Raw genomic sequence first — 16,736 nt, 5'->3', positions numbered from 1 at the left:
CAGAAGTGGAGGCATGGAATGCGATGGAGCGTCCGGGTGGCGGCCATCTCACTCAGCGTGGTGCTGGGCGGGGCGCTGCTCACCGCCTGTGGGGGAACTCCGCGACAAGGGCCGGGACTGGTCGTCTGGAGCCTGGAGAACCTGCCCGACCGGTTCCAGGCGACCGAACGGCTCACCCAGCGGTTCACCGAGCAGACCGGCATCCCGGTCGACCTGGTGGCCATCGACGAGAACCAGTTCAGCCAGTTGGTGATGTCCTCGGCTGCCGCGGGCAAGCTGCCCGACGTCATCGGTGCGCTGCCGCTCACCTCCACCTGGCAGCTGGCCGGGAACGAACTGCTCGACACGGCCGCGAGCCAGGAGGTCGTCCAGGCGCTCGGGCCGGGCACCTTCTCCGGCCGCGCGCTCGAACTCACCCGCGACGGCGACCGCCAGCTCGCGGTGCCCTCCGACGGCTGGGCGCAGATCCTGGTCTACCGCAAGGACCTGTTCGCCGCCGCCGGGCTCGCGCCGCCGGACACCTACGACCGGATCACCGAAGCCGCGCGGCGGCTCGACCAGGGCGAGATGTCCGGGATCTCGATGGCCACCGCGGCCAACGACGCGGCCACCGGGCAGGCGTTCGAAGGGCTCGCCGTCGGCAACGGCTGCGAGCTCGTCGGTGACGACGGCGCCATCGCGCTCGACAGCGGACCCTGCCGCAACACCTTCCAGTTCGTCGGCGACGTGGCCGGGAACCACGCCCCGCCGGGCGCGCAGGACATCGACAGCACGCGTGCCACCTACTTCGCCGGCCGGTCGGCGATGATCGTGTGGTCGTCGTTCCTGCTGGACGAACTCGGTGGCCTGCGGGACGACGCACTGCCCGCGTGCCCGGAGTGCACCGCCGACCCGGAGTTCCTGGCGCGCAACAGCGGGGTGATCAGCGCGATCGCCGGCCCCGACTCGGCCGAACCCGCCCAGTACGGCGAGCTGACCTCGTGGACCGTGCAGGTCGGCGCGAAGCGCGAGGAAGCCAAGAAACTCGTCGAGTTCATGATGGGGGAGCAGGCGTACCCGGAGTGGCTGGCGATGGCGCCGGAGGGCAAGATCCCGGCCCGGCGTGGCACGGCGGCCGAGCCGGACAAGTTCACCAAGGCGTGGGAGAGCCTCCCGGCCGGGGTGGACACCAAGCGCCCGCTCGCCGAGATCTACCCGCCGGAGACGATCGCCGCGCTGCGGGAAAGCCCGGAACGCTTCTCCCGCTGGGGTTTCGAGCAGGGACAAGGCGTGCTGGTCGGCGCCACGGCCGGGGAGATGCCCGTGCCGAAGGCGGTCGACGCGATGCTCGGCGGCAGTTCGCCGGGTGACGCGGCCGGTGAAGCCGCGGAGGAGATCCGCTCGATCCAGACTTCGCTGAGGTGAGGGCGCGGTGAAAACCATGAAGGGAACGCTCCGGCAGCAGGAGAACCGCGCCGGGCTGGCGATGATCTCGCCCACCCTGCTGGTGGTGCTGGCCGTGGTGGTGCTGCCGATCCTGTGGACGGTGGTCCTGGCCTTCCAGCGGATCCGGCTGATCAACGTCCGCGACACCGGCCTGTTCGAGCGCTACACCCTGCAGAACTTCGTCACCGTCTTCGGCTCGCCGGGGTTCTGGAGTTCGGTGGGGACCACGCTGGTCTACGCCATCGGCGGCACGGTGCTGGCGCTGCTGCTCGGCCTGGCCGCCGCGCTCGCGCTGCGCAAACCGTTCCGCGGCCGGGGTTTCCTGCGCGGGGCGATGCTGCTGCCGTACGTGGCGCCGGTGGTGGCGGTGGCCTTCGTCTGGGAGGTGATGCTCAGCCCGCAGTACGGCATCGTCAACGAGTGGGGCGCGCGGATCTTCGGCTGGGACCGGCCGATCGCCTTCCTCACCCAGCGCGAGACCACGATCTCCCTGCTGGGCCTGGACATCCCGATCCCGGTCGCGCTGCTCACGGTGATCGTGTTCGAAGGCTGGCGGTACTTCCCGTTCGCCTTCCTGTTCCTGCTCGCGCGCCTGCAGGCGATCCCCGGTGAGCTGGAGGAGGCGGCCAGGGTGGACGGGGCCACGCCGACCCAGCGGTTCCGGCACGTGGTGCTGCCGCAACTGGCCGGGGTGATCGCGCTGCTGGCCATGCTGCGGTTCGTGATGAACTTCACCAAGTTCGACGACGTCTACCTGCTCACCGGCGGTGGCGCGGGTACCGACGTGGCCAGCGTGCGGGTCTACGACTTCATCACCGCGCGGTTCGACGTCGGCGCCGCCTCGGCGCAGGCGCTCGCGCTGGCCGCGGTGCTGCTGGTGTTCCTGGCGGTGTACCTGAAGTTCTTCGCGCCGAAACCGGAGGACAAGTCGTGAACCGGGATACCTTCGAGACCAAGCTCTTCCGCGTCCTGCGGTGGGTGGTGCTCGCCGGGCTCGGGCTGGCGACGCTGTTCCCGTTCTACTACATGATCATGCTCTCGGTCCGGCCGATCGAGGACCTGCTCCGCGATCCGGGCGCGCTGTGGGTGAGCATCTCGCAGTGGACCACGGCGACCTACGAGGAGGTGCTCTCCTCCGAGGACTCCGGCGGCCAGGGCATGCTCGGGCTGCTGGCGAACTCGGCGCTGGTCTCGGTCGGCACCGTGCTGCTGACCCTGCTGGTGTCCATCCCGGGTTCGTACGCGGTGACCCGGCTGCGCTTCGCCGGGCACCGGCAGGTGCACTTCCTGTTCCTGGCGGTCTACCTGTTCCCGGCGATCCTGCTGGCCGTGCCGCTGTTCGTGCTGTTCACCAAGCTCGGCCTGCGCGACTCGCTGGTCGGGCTGACCATCGTCTACGTGGCGCAGACCATCCCGGTCTCCATCTACATGCTGCGCAACTACCTGACCACGATCCCGGAAAGCGTCGAGGAGGCCGCCGCGATCGACGGCTGCACCCGGCGGCAGGTGCTCACGCGGGTCACCATGCCGCTGGCCGCTCCCGCGATCATGGCCAACGCACTGTACGTTTTCATGATCGCGTGGAACGAGTTCCTGTTCGCCCTGCTGTTCCTGGTGGCCGACCGGGAGAAGTGGACGGTCTCGCTCGGGCTGGCGCAGCTCTCCGGCGGCATCGAGGTGCCCAAGACCGTGCTGATGGCCGGTTCGGTGGTCTTGACCATCCCGATCGTGCTGCTGTTCTACGCGGCGGAACGGATGCTGACCGAAGGGCTCACCAGCGGTGCTGACAAGGGATGACCGCTCGTCCGCCGGCCACCTGCTGTGGCTGGTGCGGACCGGCCGGGCGACCACGCGCGCGGAGTTGCAGGAGCACACCGGACTCGCGCGGTCCACCGTGGGGCACCGGCTGGACGCGTTGCGGGCGGCGGGATTCCTGCGCAGCGGCGGGGTGGGCGGGTCCACCGGCGGGCGGCCGCCGGTGAAGCTGGAGTTCAACGACCGGCACGGCGTGGTGCTCACCGCCGATCTGGGCGCCACGCACGCCCGGCTCGGCGTGTTCGACCTCGCCGGGACGTCGCTGGCGGAGTCGCTGACGCCGCTGCGGATCGCCGACGGCCCGGCGCCGGTGCTGGACTGGGTCGAGGGCGAGCTGGCGGCGCTGGTGGAGCGGGCCGGGCTGCGCCGTGGTGACGTGCGCGGTATCGGGGTGAGCGTGCCGGGGCCGGTCGAGTTCGAGACCGGCACGGTCCGCGAGCCGCCGATCATGCCGGGCTGGGACGGCTTCCCCGTCTCCCGGCACCTCGGCCGCCGCTGGGGCGTGCCGGTGCTGGTGGACAACGACGCCAACGCGATGGCCTTCGGCGAGCACATGAGCCGGTCGCCGGACTGCCCGTCGCTGGTGCTGGTGAAGGTCTCCACCGGCATCGGCGCGGGCCTGGTGCTCGGCGGCCAGCTCTACCGCGGCATCGACGGCGGCGCGGGCGACCTGGGGCACATCCGGGTCGACGCGTCGTCCCAGGCGCGGTGCATGTGCGGGGCGCAGGGCTGCCTGGCGGCACTGGCCAGCGGTGGCGCGCTCGCCGAGCGGCTGACCGCCTCGGGCGTGCCCGCGGCGTCCAGCCGGGACTTCGTCGAGCAGGTGGCGGCGGGCTCGCCGGCGGCCGCGGCGCTGGCCAGGGAAGCCGGTCAGCTGGTGGGCGAGGTGCTGAGCACGGTGGTGTGCCTGGTCAACCCGCAGGTGCTGGTGCTGGCCGGGGACCTCGCCGAGACGCAGTTCGTCACCGGCGTGCGCGAACTGCTCTACCAGCGGGCGCTGCCCAGGGCCACGCGGAACCTGAAGGTGGTGACCAGCGACCTCGGCGACCGGGCCGGGGTGCTGGGCCTGCGCGCGATGGTGGTCGAGTCGGTGTACTCACCTGAAGCGGTGGACCGCGTGCTGGACGGGGCCGCCACCGCGCCTTGATCACTTGCGCGCGGCCGCTCACGCGGAACAGACTCGTCCATGCTCAGTGCCTTCACCCCGCAGACCACCGACGCCATCGCCCGCGCCCGCCGGCACTCCGTCGGGGACCTGGTGCGGCGCACCGCGCTGCGGTACCCGGACAAGCTCGCGGTGGTCTCCGGCGACCGGCGGGTGAGCTTCGCCGAGTTCGACGCCGCGGTGAACCGCTGCGCGCACACGCTGGCCGCCCGCGGGCTGGCCAAGGGCGACCGGCTCGCGCTGCTGAGCCACAACTGCTGGGAGTTCGCGGTACTGGTGTTCGCCACCGCCAAGCTCGGCGTGGTCCTCGTTCCGGTGAACTTCATGCTGGGCGCGGCGGAGGTCGCCTACATCCTGCGTCACGCCGGGGTCAGCGGCATGGTCGCCGAGGCGGCACTGGTCGGCACGGCGAACGAGGCACTGGCGGCGGCCGAACTCGACGACGTGCCGCGCGGCCGCATCTCGGCGAGCGGGGCGCACGACGAACCCGGCTGGGAAGAGGTCACCGACTGGATCGAGGAGCCGGGGGACGTCAGCGCGCCGGACGTGGTGGTCGGCGACGACGACCCGCTGCGCCTGATGTACACCTCGGGCACCGAGTCGCGGCCGAAGGGCGTGATGCTGTCGAGCCGGTCGCTGCTGGCGCAGTACGTCTCGTGCGCGATCGACGGCGGCATGAGCGCGGACGACGTCGAGGTGCACTCGCTGCCGCTGTACCACTGCGCGCAGCTGGACTGCTTCTTCTCCGTCGACGTCTACCTCGGCGCGACCAGCGTCATCCTGCCCGGCCCGGACCCGGCGGCGCTGCTCGCCGCGGTCGAGCGGGAGCGGGCGACCAAGCTGTTCGCGCCGCCGACGGTGTGGATTTCCCTGCTGCGGCACGAGGACTTCGACCGCACCGACCTGTCCAGCCTGCGCAAGGGCTACTACGGCGCGTCGCCGATGCCGGTGGAGGTGCTGCGCGAACTGCGGGAGCGGCTGCCCGAGGTGGAGTTCTGGAACTTCTACGGGCAGACGGAGATGGCGCCGCTGGCCACGATCCTGCGGCCGCACGAGCAGCTGCCGAAGGCCGGTTCGGCCGGGCGTCCGTCGATCAACGTGGAGACCGCGATCGTGGACGAGCAGGACAACCCGCTGCCGCCGGGCGAAATCGGCGAGATCGTGCACCGCAGTCCCCACGCGACACTCGGGTACCACGACGACGAGGAGAAGACGGCCGAGGCCTTCCGCGGTGGCTGGTTCCACTCCGGTGACCTCGGTGTGCTCGACGCCGACGGTTACCTGTCCGTGGTCGACCGGAAGAAGGACATGATCAAGACCGGCGGCGAGAACGTGGCCAGCCGGGAGGTCGAGGAGGCCATCTACCTGCTGGACGGCGTGGCGGAGGTGGCGGTGTTCGGCATCAGCCACCCGCACTGGATCGAAGCCGTGACGGCGGTGGTGGTGCCGCGCGACGGCGTGACGCTGACCGAGGAGCAGGTGCTCGCGCACGTCCGCGGCCACCTGGCGGGCTACAAGTGCCCCAAGTACGTGGTTTTCGCCGACGCGCTGCCGAAGAACCCCAGCGGGAAGATCCTCAAGCGCGCACTGCGGGCCCAGCACGCCACCCTCGGTCAGGGGTCCTGAGCCGAAACTGTCGTACCCCCGCGCCACCCTGTCTCCATGGCAGAAGCGGACGAACTGACCGACCTGGTCGCGTCGGCCGACGCGCGACTGGAGAAGGCGACGAAGTGGGGGCGGCTCACCTTCACCCTGGACGGCGACTGGCACCACTGGCTCTGCGCCATCGCCGCGCCGAAGAGCGGGGTGCGCCTGGTCTTCCACAAGGGCGTGCTGCTGGACGACCCGGCCGGGCTGCTCACCGGCTCGGGCCGGTACGTCCGGGAACTGACGGCGAGCGCGGCTCTGGCGCACCCGGAGCAGGTGCGCGCACTGGTGCGAGAGGCCATCACGCATCAGACGGAACTACTGGACTAGGAGGGTTTCACGAGAGAGGCAGATGGAAGGTGTGCACGGTGTCGTAACGGCGCCCGGTGCTGACGCGCACCTCGCCGGTCTTCTGGCCGTAGACCACCGACCACTGGGTGTGCCCCTGGTGCACCTGGGAGAGCAGGTCCATGGCCTGGCCGGGGTCCAGGCGCCCGGCTGAGCCGGTCAGGACGCGGCTGGCGGTGGCGTAGCGCGGGTCGGCCTGCCGGGTCGCCTCGTCGGTGCCGGTCAGCTCGAAGTTGACCAGCGCCTGCCACGGTCCGTGCTGCCGGTGCACGACCATGGTGCCTTCGACGAACTCGAGCACCGCGGCCTGCCCGTGCGCGTCCGCGACCAGGTAGTGCAGCGGCGGCCCGGCGGTGAAGTCGACGTTGTACCGCTCGAACACGGCGATCGCCTCGTCGACGGTCGCCGCCTCGTCCAGCGCCAGGCGCATGACGCGGATCCCGCCGACCTTGCCGCGGCCGGGGTGCCGGGTGGGCTCGGCTTCCGGGGTGGTCGCCATGCCGATGGTCAGCCCCTTCGCGTTCATCCCGTCGTAGGGGAGCAGGGGCGCGTTGAGCAGCGCCTGCCTGCCCGTCTCGGTGGCGAAGTCGACCTCTCGGGGCAGGCCGAGGTTGGAGGTGTCGACCAGGGACACCGAGGCGTAGCCGGCCGGCGGGGTGGTGAACAGCAGCAGCACCGGCTGCTGGGGGTAGTCGAAGTTGCGGCCGAAGAGCGGGGCGGCCGGGTCGCCGTGCGCGGTGAACAGCGAGCAGCCGGACCCTGGCCGCGCGGGGTCCTGCGCCATGCCGGTGTAGCGGTCGTAGGCGCCGTGGAAGGTCATCGTCCAGAGCGGGTGGTCGTCGACCCGGCGCAGACTCGCCAGGGTGAGCTGCGCGTCGGACGGCGCCGGTGACCCCGGCGGCGCGGGCGCGCTCGGCGCGGCCTGGCACGCGGTCAGCAGCAGCGCCAGGACCAGGGCGGATGTGGCACGGGTCACGTGTTCATCGTCGTGGCACCGGGGGCGGCCGGATACCGCCGATCGGCGGGCCGACCTGCGTGGTCAAGGCCCTATCCGGGTGGTGAACAGCGCGGATGAAACACTTCGGGGGTGATCCTCGGATACGTGTTCGCCGTGCTGGCGGCGGTGGCGTCGGGCAGCGGGTCGATCCTGGCGTCGATCGGCATCCGGCGCGCGGGTGCGTACGCGGGCCGGTCACGGGACCTGATCGGTGTCGGCAGGCAGCCGTTCTACTGGTTCGGGCTCGGTGTCGACGTGCTCGGATTCCTGTTCGCGGCGGCCGCGCTGCACCGGCTGCCGCTGTTCCTGGTGCAGTCGGTGCTGGCGTTCAGCGTCGGCGTCACCGCGATCATCGCCGCCATCCTCGGCACCCGGCTGGCGCCGGCGGGCTGGAGCGCGCTGGGGCTCGGCGCGCTGGGGCTCGTGCTGCTCGGCGTGTCCGCCGACCCGGGCCCGGGGAAGGTCCTGGACACCGGCTGGCGCTGGGCGCTGGTGGCGACGGTGGTCCCGGTGCTGGCGATCGCCTTCTACGCCCGCCGCCGCTCCGGCTTCTGGGCGGCGCCCATGCTCGCCTTCGGGGCCGGGCTGGGCTACAGCTTCGTCGGCATCGCGGCGCGGACCCTGCACATCCCGGACTCGATCTGGCCCATCGTCTTCGACCCGACGGCGTGGGCCATCCCGCTGAACGGCATCGCCGCCGCGGTCCTGCTGGCGATGGCACTGCAGAGAAGCGGGGCCACCGCCGTCACCGCCATCATGTTCACCACGAACTCGGCGCTGTCGTCCCTGATCGGCCTGGTCTACCTCGACGACGGGGTCCGCGTGGGCTTCGGAGGCGCCGCCGTGGCCGGCTTCATCTTCGCCATCGCCGGCGCCATCGGCGCCGCCCACTACGCCGCCGTAGCCCGCCAACCCACCCAAACCCCCACCCCCTCCTAACCCCACCCCACGCTCACACACCCGACCCCCACACGAGCAGCCGAGACCCACACTCAGGCACCCGAGTTCCACACTCAGGCACCCGAACCCCACGCTCAGGCAGCCGACTCCCACGTTCGGGGCCACGAGTTCTACGTTCAGGCAGCCGAGTTCCACGTTCAGGCAGCCGACTCCCCACATGCAGGTACCCGAGTGCCGCGTTCGGGACCATGAGTCCTACGTTCGGGCAACCGAAGCCCGCACTCAGGTAGCCGACTCCCACGTTCAGGTACCTGAACCTCACGTTCAGGCGGCCGAGTCCCGCACTCAGGCAGGCGAAGCCCACGCTCAGGCAGCCGAAACTCACGTTCAGTACCACGAGTTCTACGTCCGGGTAGCCGAGATCTACCTTCAGGAAGCCGAACCCCACTTCGGGCGCGCAAGTCCCACGCTCGGGTAGCCGAGTTCGACAGTCGGGCAGCCGAGCCCCACGTTCAGGTAGCCGAGTTCAGCACTCGGGCAGGCGAGCTCTCGGCTGCCCGAGTGTGAGCCTCGCGCTCGCCCAGGTGGCATTCGACATCGCAGGTGTGGGCCTCGTGCTCGCGAACGTGGGTTTCGGCTGCGGGAACGTGGAACTCGTCGTCGCCAATGTGGGTTTCGGCTGCGCGAGCGCAGAACTCGGGCCGGAACGTGAGCCCCGGCCGCCTGAATGTAGAACTCGGCTGCCCGGGTGTGGGACACGGCGCCCGAACGTGGGGTTCGGCTGCCCGAACGTGGGGTTCGGCTGCTTGAGTGGGGGACTCGCTGTCTGGGCGTGGGATCTGATGCTTGAGTGCAGGACTCTGCGCCCGAATGTGGCACTCGGCTGCCTGAGTGTGGGACTCGGGTGCCTGAACGTAGAACTCGTGGTTCTGAACGTGGCACTCGGCTACCTGAATGCGGGATTCGGGTGCCTGAACGTGGGGTTCGGCTGCCTGAACGTGGACTTGGGGGTCGGGTGGGTTAGGGGTGGGGGCGTAGGCCTAGGCGGTGTAGTTCCCAGCGGGCCAGTTCGGCGAGGACTTCGGGGTCTCGGGCTCGCCAGCCTTCGGTGACTTCCCCGGCGGCGGCGAGGCGCGGCAGTGGCTGGGTGACCAGGGCTCGCAGGGCCAGCAGGTCCTGGCCGCTCTCCCCGAGGCGGCGGAGGCGAGCGCCGGCGGTGGCCTTGCGGATGAACCGGATCCGCAGCGGCAGCCAGGTCACCAGCAGGAACAGCACCGGCATGGCGATCAGCACCGCGGCCAGCCACCACGCCAGGTCCGTGACCGCCTCCACCTGCCACTGCCCGGCTTCGCTCAGCTTCGTGCTCGCGTCGGAGCCGGTGTGCAGGGCGTCCGCCAGTGCGCCGCCGACGAGGGGGACGTCGTCGGCGTTGTCGGCGGCCGAGTCGAAGGTGCCCCGCAGGCCGTTGCCCGCGTCGATCAGCCCGTCGCCGGGGGCGCGCAGGCGCATCACCTGCTCGTGCACCTCCATCGCCAGCCAGATCGCGAACGCGGTCAGGCACACCGCGAACAGGTCGGCGGCGACCTGCAGACCCCAGCGGAACGGCCGATCGGCGTAGAGCTTCATGCGGGACTCCCTCGCGACGGTGGGGAACGCATGGGGTTTTACCCGCGCCGCCCGAAACCGAACCCTGGGGGTGCGCGAGAATGCCCCGATGGGCGGGACGGCGGAGAAGCACCTGGTGTACTGCTGGATCGAGCGCGACGGCGCGGCGTTGTTCCTCCGCCGCGTCGACGGCACTTTCCACGGCGGCCGCTGGGAGCTACCCGGCGGCACGGTCGAGCCGGGCGAGCCGATGGAGAGCGCCGCCGTGCGCGAGGCCGCCGAGGAGACCGGGCTGGCCGTCCAGGTCACCGCGGAACGCAGCCGGCACACCTGGATGGACGTCACCGGCCGCGATCTGCGGGTGCACGCCCGGATCTACGAGGTCGCCGACGGCACCGGTGATGTGGTGCTCAATCCGGGCGAGCACCAGGAGTTCGCCTGGCTGACGCCCGAGCGCGCCGCCGACCTCGACCTGCTGCCGCACGTGCGCGAGACGCTCACTCCATGAGCAGGGCGATGCCGTGGTCGGCGCGGGTTTCCTGGGCCAGGTAACCGATCCGCCGGGCGGTGTCCCGCGCCAGCCGGTGGTGCCGCAGCGCGGCTTCCGGGTCGCCGGTCGCGCGGCAGGCGGCGCCGAGGCTGTTCGCCGCCATCGCGAGCAGGAGCGGGTGGTTCAGTTCGGCCAGGATCTCGCACGCCCGTTCGGCCTGCTCACGCGCCTGCGCGGGCAATTTCGCCGCGAGCAGGACGTCGGCGTGGTCGATCCGGCTCCACGCCTCGCCGAACGGATAAGCCAGCTCGACCGCCGCCCGCACCGAACGTTCGGCCAGCGACAACGCCTCGCCGGACCGGCCCAGGTGCGAGAGCACCACGGCTTCCTGCGCCGCGCTGAGGACGGCGCCTCGCTCGTCACCGGCGCGCCGCCGGATCTCGGTGGCGCGGCGTGCGGACGCCAGCGCGTCGTCCGACCGGCCGAGCATGACCTCGTTGTGGCTGACGTTCGCCAGGATCAGGCTGGTCAGCGACTCGTCCGCCGCGGCCAGCGGCAAGGCGTCCCGGTAACAGGCGAAAGCCTTGTCGTACCGGCTGAACATCCCGTGCAGCGCACCCAGCCGGGACAACGCGGCCGCGCGGTCGACAGCGGATTCGGCCAGGTCGAGGCGTTCCTCGGCGCACGCCATCGCGGCACCGAGTTCCCCGGATTCCCAGTAGGCGTCGGCGAGATAGCCGAGACTGCGCTGGATGGCGTCCGGGTCACCGAGCCGTCGCGCGGCGGTGTTGCCCGCTCGCGCCACGGTCAGGAACTCGTCACGCCGACCGCGTTGCTGCAGGTGACCCGTGGTGTGCTCGGCGATCCGCCACGCGTGGTCGTACCGCTCGTGGGCCAGCGCGTGTTCGGTGACGGCGACCAGATTGCGCGTTTCCCCGGCATACCACCGTTCGTCGCCACCATCGCGGTAGTAGTCGAGCAGCCGAGAGCGGGCGACGGCGGCCTCATCCGGCTCGGCGAGACCGCGGGCGTGCTCGGCGAGCAGGTCGTGAAAACCGTATCCGCCACGACTGTGCTGGGTGAGCAGATGCGCGTCCAGTAGTTCTTCCAGCAGTCGATCGGCGTCCCTTTCGGACAGACCAGCCATGGCCGCCGCTGCTCCGGTGGTGAGTACGGTGCCGGGGTGACCGCCGAGCAGCCGGAACATTCGGCGCCGCACCGGGCAAAGGTCCTCATAGGACAAAGTGAAAGCGGCGGCCACATCACGACTTCCGGCGCGCAACTCGGCCAGGCGGTCGTGCTCGGAACCCAGGCGCCCGGCCAGCTCCTCGACCGTCCACTGCGGACGATGACGCAGTCGCGCGGCGGCGATCCGGATCGCCAGTGGCAGGTATCCGCACCGCTTCGCCACGCCCGAGTCCTGTCGCCCGGACACCGCGGTGAACAGCGCCGATGCAGAGCTGGGCGGCAGGATGTCCACCGAGATCGGGACCGCACCATCCAGCGCGGTGAGGTGACGGCGGCTGGTGGCCAGTACCGCGACCGTGCCGGTGCCCGGCAGCAGCGGGCGCACCTGGTCCTCGTTCAGCGCGTTGTCCAGCAACACCAACAGTTTCCGGCCCGCCGTGCGTGCCCGCCACAGCGCCGCGCGCCGGTCCAGACCATCGGGATGCCGGTTCGCGGGCACGCCCAGTTGTACGAGCAACGCCTCCAGGGCGGTTTCCGGACTGAGCGGCGCCCGGCCGGGCGTGAACCCGTGCAGGTCGACGAAGAGCTGTCCGTCGCCGAAGGCCGGTGCAGCCAGGTGCGCGGCGCGCACGGCGAGCGCGGTCTTGCCGACGCCCGCCATGCCGTCGACCACCACCGGTGCCCCCTCGGGCAGCAGGCTGACCAGCCGGTCCACTTCGTGCTGCCGCCCGGTGAAGTCCGGCAGGTCGAAGGGCAGGTAACACGGCCCGGCGGGGTCCTCCGGCGGCTCGCGCAGCACCTGCTCGTGCAGCGAGCGCAACCTTGGCCCGGGTTCGACGCCGAGTTCGTCCACCAGCCGCCGCCGGGTCGCCTGGTACACGCGCAGCGCATCCGCCTGCCGCCCTCGCTGGTGCAGGGCGCGCATCAGCAGCCCGGTGAAGCCCTCGCGCAACGGGTGTTCGGCGACCAGCGCGGTCAGCTCGGCCACCACGTCGTCGCCGTCGGCCAGTTCCCCGGCCAAACAGAACTCCAAAGTGGACAGCCGGCGTTCCTCCAGCCGGGCCACCTCACCTTCGAGCGCCGCGCTGGCGATCCCGGCAAGCGCCGGGCCGCGCCAGCACGCCAGCGCCTCGCGGTACTCGCCGCGCTCCGCGTGCGCCTCGAACTCGTGCAGGTCGAACGCCGGCGGGCGCAGCACGAACCCCGGCCCCTCCGCGGTGAGCACGTCGTCGGCGAACCCCGCGTCGAGCAGGGCGCGGCGCAACGCGGTGGTGACGTTGCGGACCTGCCGGGTGGCGGTGGCGGGCGGTTCGCCGTCCCACACCACGTCGACCAGGCGGTCGACCGGCACCACCCGGCCCGCCGCCAGCAGCAGCGCGGCCAGGATGCGTTCCTGACGCGGTCCGGCCGGTGGCACCGGCCGGACCCCGGCACGCACCCGCACCGGCCCCAGTATCCGAAACTCCATGGTTTTCCCAGCTAACCAGCTCGGCACCGGCGATGCACGCGTGATGCGGCGATGATGCGCGGCCCGGCCAGGTTCGGTCCATCGAAGCCAGAACGGGAGGGCGAAAAATGCGCAAATGGGTGTCTGGGGTACTGGCCACCGCGGCCGTGGGGGTGGTCGCGGCGGTGCCGGCGGTGAGCACGGCCTCGGCCACCGACGAGCAGGCCGCGAACCAGGTCTGCCAGCGGGAATTCGACCGGGCCGTGTGGGAGGACATGGACAGCTACAACAAGCGGGACGAGGCCCGCTACCGGGCGATCATCCACCGCGACATGGTCACCGTCGGCCGCAAGGGACAGTTGTTCATCGGCTACGAGGCGAACATCCAGCCGGTGCTCGAGGCGTTCAAGCTGCCGTACGAGTGGAGCATGCCGTGGACGGTGACGCACACCGTGGTCAACGGCTGCAAGTCCGGGTTCGCCATCCTCGACGCGTACTACCGGGTGCCGTCGCAGAACGTGGACCGGCACTACACGGTCAGCCTGACGCTGGTCAAGGAGCGCGGGAAGTGGCAGGTCATCAAGGACACGGTCACCGACGTGCTGCCGTGACCGGCGGGGTCACAGGCTGAAGTCGCCGAGCAGGCTGGCCAGCATCAGGTTGGCGAAGTGGTGGCCGACCTGCTCGCCGCTCAGCGGCCCGTCGTGGTGGTACCACTGGCCCAGCCGGTGGATCGCGCCGAAGTGGTACTGCACCACGACGTCGGCGGGCACGTCGGTGCGGAACAGGCCCGCGCGCTGGCCGTCTTCGACCAGCTCGCGGACCCGTTCGTGGTACTGCCTGCGTTCCGCGCGCACCTGCGCCACCTTCTGCTCGGGGAGCAGGTGCATCGACTGGAAGAAGACCACCGCCTCGTCCAGGTGGGCGATGCTGGTGGCGACGACGTCCACCACGATCGCGTGGATGCGCTGCGGGAGGGGGAGGTCGGACGCGGCGATGGTCTCCATCCGCTGCGTCTGCACCCGCAGCATCCGCGTGTAGATCTCGTGGAGCAGGTCGTCCTTCGAGTCGAAGTAGTGGTACAGCCCGCCCTTGGTCACCCCGGCCGCGAGGACGATCTCGCGGACCGAGGTGCCTTCGAACCCCTTCTGCGCGAACAGGGTGGTGGCGGCGCGCAGCACCCGGTCGCGCACCGTGGCTCCGGTGCCCGATTCGGCGGTCGTGCCGGTCATGCCGGGCTCCTTTCCACGGTTGTAGATGATCACATGTTAACTGGTACCGCCGAACAGGTTGATCTCCTGCGGGGTTTTGCGCTGGAGGTTGCCCGGGGTGATCGGCCCGTTCTCCCGGTCGGTCACCACCGGTGCCTGGATCTCGGTGGTGGTGGTGTCCGGGTTGACCTTGAACACGTAGGCGCCGGTGTAGCCGGAGTGCGACTGCTGCGTGAAGCCGAAGGGGGTGAGGCCGGGGCCTTCCAGCGCGCCGGAGCTCATCGCGTCGACGAGCTTCTGCCTGGTGAGGTCCCGGCCTGCCGCCTTGAGCGCCTGGGCGAAGGTGAACGCCTGGACCATGCCGAAGACCACGGTGTTGGTCAGCTGCTCGTTCGGGATGTACTTCTGGTGCACCTCGCGCAGCAGCTTGATCCACGGGTCGTCGGCGCGGCTGACGTCGGGCAGGTAGCCGGTGCCGACCAGGCCGTTGAGCAACTGCGGGGCGGAGACCTCGGTGCCGCCGCGCTTGCCGAACTCCTGCAGCAGGCCGGTCAGCGTGGCCGGGTCGGCGCCGATGCTGCTCACCACGAACTGCGCCCGGTAGCTGATCTTCGCCGAGGTCAGGATGGACAGCGCGGTGTAGGCGGGCACGCAGGAGCAGACGATGACCTCGGCGCCGGCGTCGCGCAGCGCGGAGATCTGCGGCAGCACGTCGGTGTTGGCGGGGTCATAACCCTGCCGCGACACGATCTGGTCGGCGATGAACTGGTCGAGGCCCTTCTGCGAGTCGCGGCCCACGTCGTCGTTCTGGAACATCAGGCCGACCTTCTTGCCCGCCAGGTTCTTCTTGATCCAGTCGCCCTGGATCTTGCCCTCGCGGGTGTAGTCCACCTGGTAGCCGAAGGTCATCGGGCTCTTCTGCGGGTCGTCCCACATCAGCGCGCCGGAGGAGACCAGCAGGTCGGGCACCTTCTCGGTGTTGAGGAACTCGATCACCTTCGAGTGCGTGGGCGTGCCGAGGCCGCCGAGCAGCGCGAACACCTGGTCCTGCAGGACGAGCTTCTTGACCACCTCGACCGTGCGCGTCGGGTTGTAGCCGTCGTCCTCGACGCGGTACTCGATCTTGCGCCCGTTGACGCCGCCGTTTTCGTTGATGTAGTCGAACATCGCCCTGGCGCCGACCGAGATCCGGCTGTACCCGGGCGCGGCCGGGCCGGTCAGCGGCTGGTGCGTGCCGACGAGCACGCTGGTGTCGGTGACGCCGGGCGAGGTCGCCGAGTCGCCGGCGTCGCCGGTCTGCTGTTCACCGGCCCCGCTGCAGGACGCCAGGGTCAGTGCCGCGGCCAGTGCCGTCGCGACAAGGGTCGTTCTCTTCATCGGTGACCTTCTTCCGTGCTTCGGAGACGAGAGAGTCGAGACAGACGAGACAGACGAGACAGACGAGACAGACGAGTCCATAGTGCTCGGACACCACCCTGGATCCCTTGCGGGAAAGCGAGAACCACAACGATGAGCACCACGCCGTACACCGCGAGCGGCAGGTTGTTGGCGATGTCGGTGCCGAGGTCGAGCGCGTGGGTCAAATCCTCCGACCACGCCTGGAAGTAGACGAGGGCGAGCGCGCCCCAGAGCGCGCCCCACATGCTGCCGATACCGCCGAGCACCATCGCAGCCAGCAGGCTCAGCGAAAGCACCGGGCTGAACGAGCCGGGCGCGGCGGTGCCGAGCAGGAACGCCTGCAGGCCACCGGCCAGCCCGCCGCAGATCGCGCTGATCACGAAGGCGAAGATCTTCGTCCGTCCGGTGTGGATTCCGGAAAGTTCGGCGGAGACCTCGTCGTCGCGCACCGCGCGCAGCATGCGGCCGAACCGCGAGCGGGTCAGGTTGGCCAGCACCACCAGCGCCAGCAGCACGGTGGTCCACACCACCCACGCCTGCCACTGCGGGGTGGAGACGGTGCCCGCCAGCGAAGCGGGCCTGCTGTTCACGGTGAACCCCAGGCCGTTGCTGCCGCCGAGCACCTCGGGGAAGCGCTGGGTCACCGCGGGCAGGCCGACCGCCAGCGCGAGCGTGGCCCCGGCGAGGTAGGGCCCGTGCAGCCGGGCGGCGGCGGCCCCGGCGAGCGTTCCCGCGACCCCGCTGGCCGCCGCGGCGAGCAGCAGGTCGACCCAGAACGGCAGGCCCGGCGCGTAGATCACCAGCAGCGCCACGGTGTAGGCGCCGATGAACATGAACGCGCCGTGCCCGAGCGAGACCTGCCCGTTGAAGCCGGTGAGCAGGGTCAGCCCGGCCACCGCGATCAGGTAGTAGCCGACGGTGGCCAGCCGGACGTTGGTGAACGGATCGACCACGAAGCTCAGCGCGACGATCACGGCGAGCGCGGCCAGTGCGAGCAGCAGGTGCCGCACCAGCGGCGGCAGGCCGGCCGAGGTGCGCACCGGGGCCGGGGTGCCCGGCCGGAGCCGGTCGCGCAGGGCGGTGGATTTCTCGGGCATGGG

General features: G+C 70.8%; 15 protein-coding genes. 9 read left to right on the top strand and 6 right to left on the bottom strand.

All coding sequences use genetic code 11. The annotated features are described in order from the left end of the window. The first annotated feature begins 36 nt into the window (after positions 1–36). From L3Q67_RS38210 to L3Q67_RS38185, 6 genes are read left to right on the top strand one after another with little or no spacing between them, the layout of a single operon-like run. Positions 37–1,404, top strand: coding sequence for an ABC transporter substrate-binding protein (locus L3Q67_RS38210; RefSeq protein WP_499186280.1), 1,368 nt, complete (start codon positions 37–39; stop codon positions 1,402–1,404). Positions 1,405–1,420: 16 nt separating this feature from the next. Then, on the top strand, positions 1,421–2,359 hold the full coding sequence (locus tag L3Q67_RS38205; protein WP_499186279.1) for a carbohydrate ABC transporter permease: 939 nt from the start codon (positions 1,421–1,423) through the stop codon (positions 2,357–2,359). Continuing rightward, the gene (locus L3Q67_RS38200; protein ID WP_499186278.1) at positions 2,356–3,222 is read left to right on the top strand and encodes a carbohydrate ABC transporter permease; all 867 of its coding nucleotides are present in this window, start codon (positions 2,356–2,358) and stop codon (positions 3,220–3,222) included. The genes L3Q67_RS38205 and L3Q67_RS38200 overlap by 4 nt, the downstream gene beginning before the upstream one ends. After that, a complete protein-coding gene (locus tag L3Q67_RS38195) occupies positions 3,206–4,387 on the top strand; it encodes an ROK family protein (RefSeq protein ID WP_499186277.1) in 1,182 nt (393 codons plus the stop codon). Before L3Q67_RS38200 ends, L3Q67_RS38195 begins: the two co-directional genes overlap by 17 nt. A gap of 39 nt (positions 4,388–4,426) precedes the next feature. Beyond that, a complete protein-coding gene (locus tag L3Q67_RS38190) occupies positions 4,427–6,031 on the top strand; it encodes an acyl-CoA synthetase (RefSeq protein ID WP_499186276.1) in 1,605 nt (534 codons plus the stop codon). Positions 6,032–6,067: 36 nt separating this feature from the next. Further along, on the top strand, positions 6,068–6,382 hold the full coding sequence (locus L3Q67_RS38185) for a DUF1801 domain-containing protein (RefSeq protein WP_499186275.1): 315 nt from the start codon (positions 6,068–6,070) through the stop codon (positions 6,380–6,382). Positions 6,383–6,389: 7 nt separating this feature from the next. On the opposite strand, the gene L3Q67_RS38180 is transcribed toward L3Q67_RS38185, so the two are convergent. After that, the gene (locus L3Q67_RS38180; RefSeq protein WP_499186274.1) at positions 6,390–7,376 is read right to left on the bottom strand and encodes a C45 family peptidase; all 987 of its coding nucleotides are present in this window, start codon (positions 7,374–7,376) and stop codon (positions 6,390–6,392) included. Positions 7,377–7,487: 111 nt separating this feature from the next. Here L3Q67_RS38180 and L3Q67_RS38175 point away from each other — a divergent pair, with 111 nt between their 5' ends. Next, positions 7,488–8,336, top strand: a complete 849-nt coding sequence (locus tag L3Q67_RS38175) for a hypothetical protein (RefSeq protein WP_499186273.1) — start codon at positions 7,488–7,490, stop codon at positions 8,334–8,336. 981 nt (positions 8,337–9,317) lie between these two features. Here L3Q67_RS38175 and L3Q67_RS38170 read toward each other — a convergent pair. After that, positions 9,318–9,923, bottom strand: coding sequence for a hypothetical protein (locus tag L3Q67_RS38170; protein ID WP_499186272.1), 606 nt, complete (start codon positions 9,921–9,923; stop codon positions 9,318–9,320). Between the two features lie 88 nt (positions 9,924–10,011). Between L3Q67_RS38170 and L3Q67_RS38165 the strand changes: the two genes are divergently transcribed. Further along, positions 10,012–10,410, top strand: a complete 399-nt coding sequence (locus L3Q67_RS38165) for an NUDIX hydrolase (protein ID WP_499186271.1) — start codon at positions 10,012–10,014, stop codon at positions 10,408–10,410. On the opposite strand, the gene L3Q67_RS38160 is transcribed toward L3Q67_RS38165, so the two are convergent. Then, the gene (locus L3Q67_RS38160) at positions 10,400–13,048 is read right to left on the bottom strand and encodes an AfsR/SARP family transcriptional regulator (protein ID WP_499186270.1); all 2,649 of its coding nucleotides are present in this window, start codon (positions 13,046–13,048) and stop codon (positions 10,400–10,402) included. The genes L3Q67_RS38165 and L3Q67_RS38160 overlap by 11 nt on opposite strands. Before the next feature lie 107 nt (positions 13,049–13,155). On the opposite strand from L3Q67_RS38160, the gene L3Q67_RS38155 reads away from it, so the two are divergent. Continuing rightward, positions 13,156–13,638 carry a hypothetical protein gene (locus L3Q67_RS38155; RefSeq protein WP_499186269.1) on the top strand — a complete coding sequence of 161 codons (483 nt, stop codon included), beginning with the start codon at positions 13,156–13,158 and terminating at the stop codon, positions 13,636–13,638. A gap of 9 nt (positions 13,639–13,647) precedes the next feature. Here the strand turns inward: L3Q67_RS38155 and L3Q67_RS38150 are convergent, their stop codons facing one another. Genes L3Q67_RS38150 through L3Q67_RS38140 form a run of 3 tightly spaced genes read right to left on the bottom strand, consistent with a single transcriptional unit; the run spans position 13,648 to position 16,733 of the window. Beyond that, a complete protein-coding gene (locus L3Q67_RS38150; RefSeq protein WP_499186268.1) occupies positions 13,648–14,259 on the bottom strand; it encodes a TetR/AcrR family transcriptional regulator in 612 nt (203 codons plus the stop codon). Between the two features lie 36 nt (positions 14,260–14,295). Further along, positions 14,296–15,615, bottom strand: coding sequence for an ABC transporter substrate-binding protein (locus L3Q67_RS38145; protein ID WP_499186267.1), 1,320 nt, complete (start codon positions 15,613–15,615; stop codon positions 14,296–14,298). Further along, positions 15,612–16,733, bottom strand: coding sequence for a branched-chain amino acid ABC transporter permease (locus tag L3Q67_RS38140; protein ID WP_499186266.1), 1,122 nt, complete (start codon positions 16,731–16,733; stop codon positions 15,612–15,614). Before L3Q67_RS38140 ends, L3Q67_RS38145 begins: the two co-directional genes overlap by 4 nt. Positions 16,734–16,736 lie beyond the last annotated feature (3 nt).

It is taken from the genome of Saccharothrix sp. AJ9571, from assembly GCF_021725495.1.
GTDB classification, from domain to species: Bacteria; Actinomycetota; Actinomycetes; order Mycobacteriales; family Pseudonocardiaceae; genus Amycolatopsis; species Amycolatopsis magusensis.
This window is presented reverse-complemented; position numbering and strand designations above follow the sequence as displayed.

Bases quoted from the DNA above. Each gene is read 5' to 3' on its own strand.
- L3Q67_RS38205 (WP_499186279.1), top strand. From the start codon at position 1,421: ATGAAGGGAACGCTCCGGCAGCAGGAGAACCGCGCCGGGCTGGCGATG.
- L3Q67_RS38190 (WP_499186276.1), top strand. From the start codon at position 4,427: ATGCTCAGTGCCTTCACCCCGCAGACCACCGACGCCATCGCCCGCGCC.
- L3Q67_RS38185 (WP_499186275.1), top strand. From the start codon at position 6,068: ATGGCAGAAGCGGACGAACTGACCGACCTGGTCGCGTCGGCCGACGCG.
- L3Q67_RS38170 (WP_499186272.1), bottom strand. From the start codon at position 9,923: ATGAAGCTCTACGCCGATCGGCCGTTCCGCTGGGGTCTGCAGGTCGCC.
- L3Q67_RS38165 (WP_499186271.1), top strand. From the start codon at position 10,012: ATGGGCGGGACGGCGGAGAAGCACCTGGTGTACTGCTGGATCGAGCGC.
- L3Q67_RS38160 (WP_499186270.1), bottom strand. From the start codon at position 13,048: ATGGAGTTTCGGATACTGGGGCCGGTGCGGGTGCGTGCCGGGGTCCGG.
- L3Q67_RS38155 (WP_499186269.1), top strand. From the start codon at position 13,156: ATGCGCAAATGGGTGTCTGGGGTACTGGCCACCGCGGCCGTGGGGGTG.
- L3Q67_RS38150 (WP_499186268.1), bottom strand. From the start codon at position 14,259: ATGACCGGCACGACCGCCGAATCGGGCACCGGAGCCACGGTGCGCGAC.
- L3Q67_RS38145 (WP_499186267.1), bottom strand. From the start codon at position 15,615: ATGAAGAGAACGACCCTTGTCGCGACGGCACTGGCCGCGGCACTGACC.
- L3Q67_RS38140 (WP_499186266.1), bottom strand. From the start codon at position 16,733: ATGCCCGAGAAATCCACCGCCCTGCGCGACCGGCTCCGGCCGGGCACC.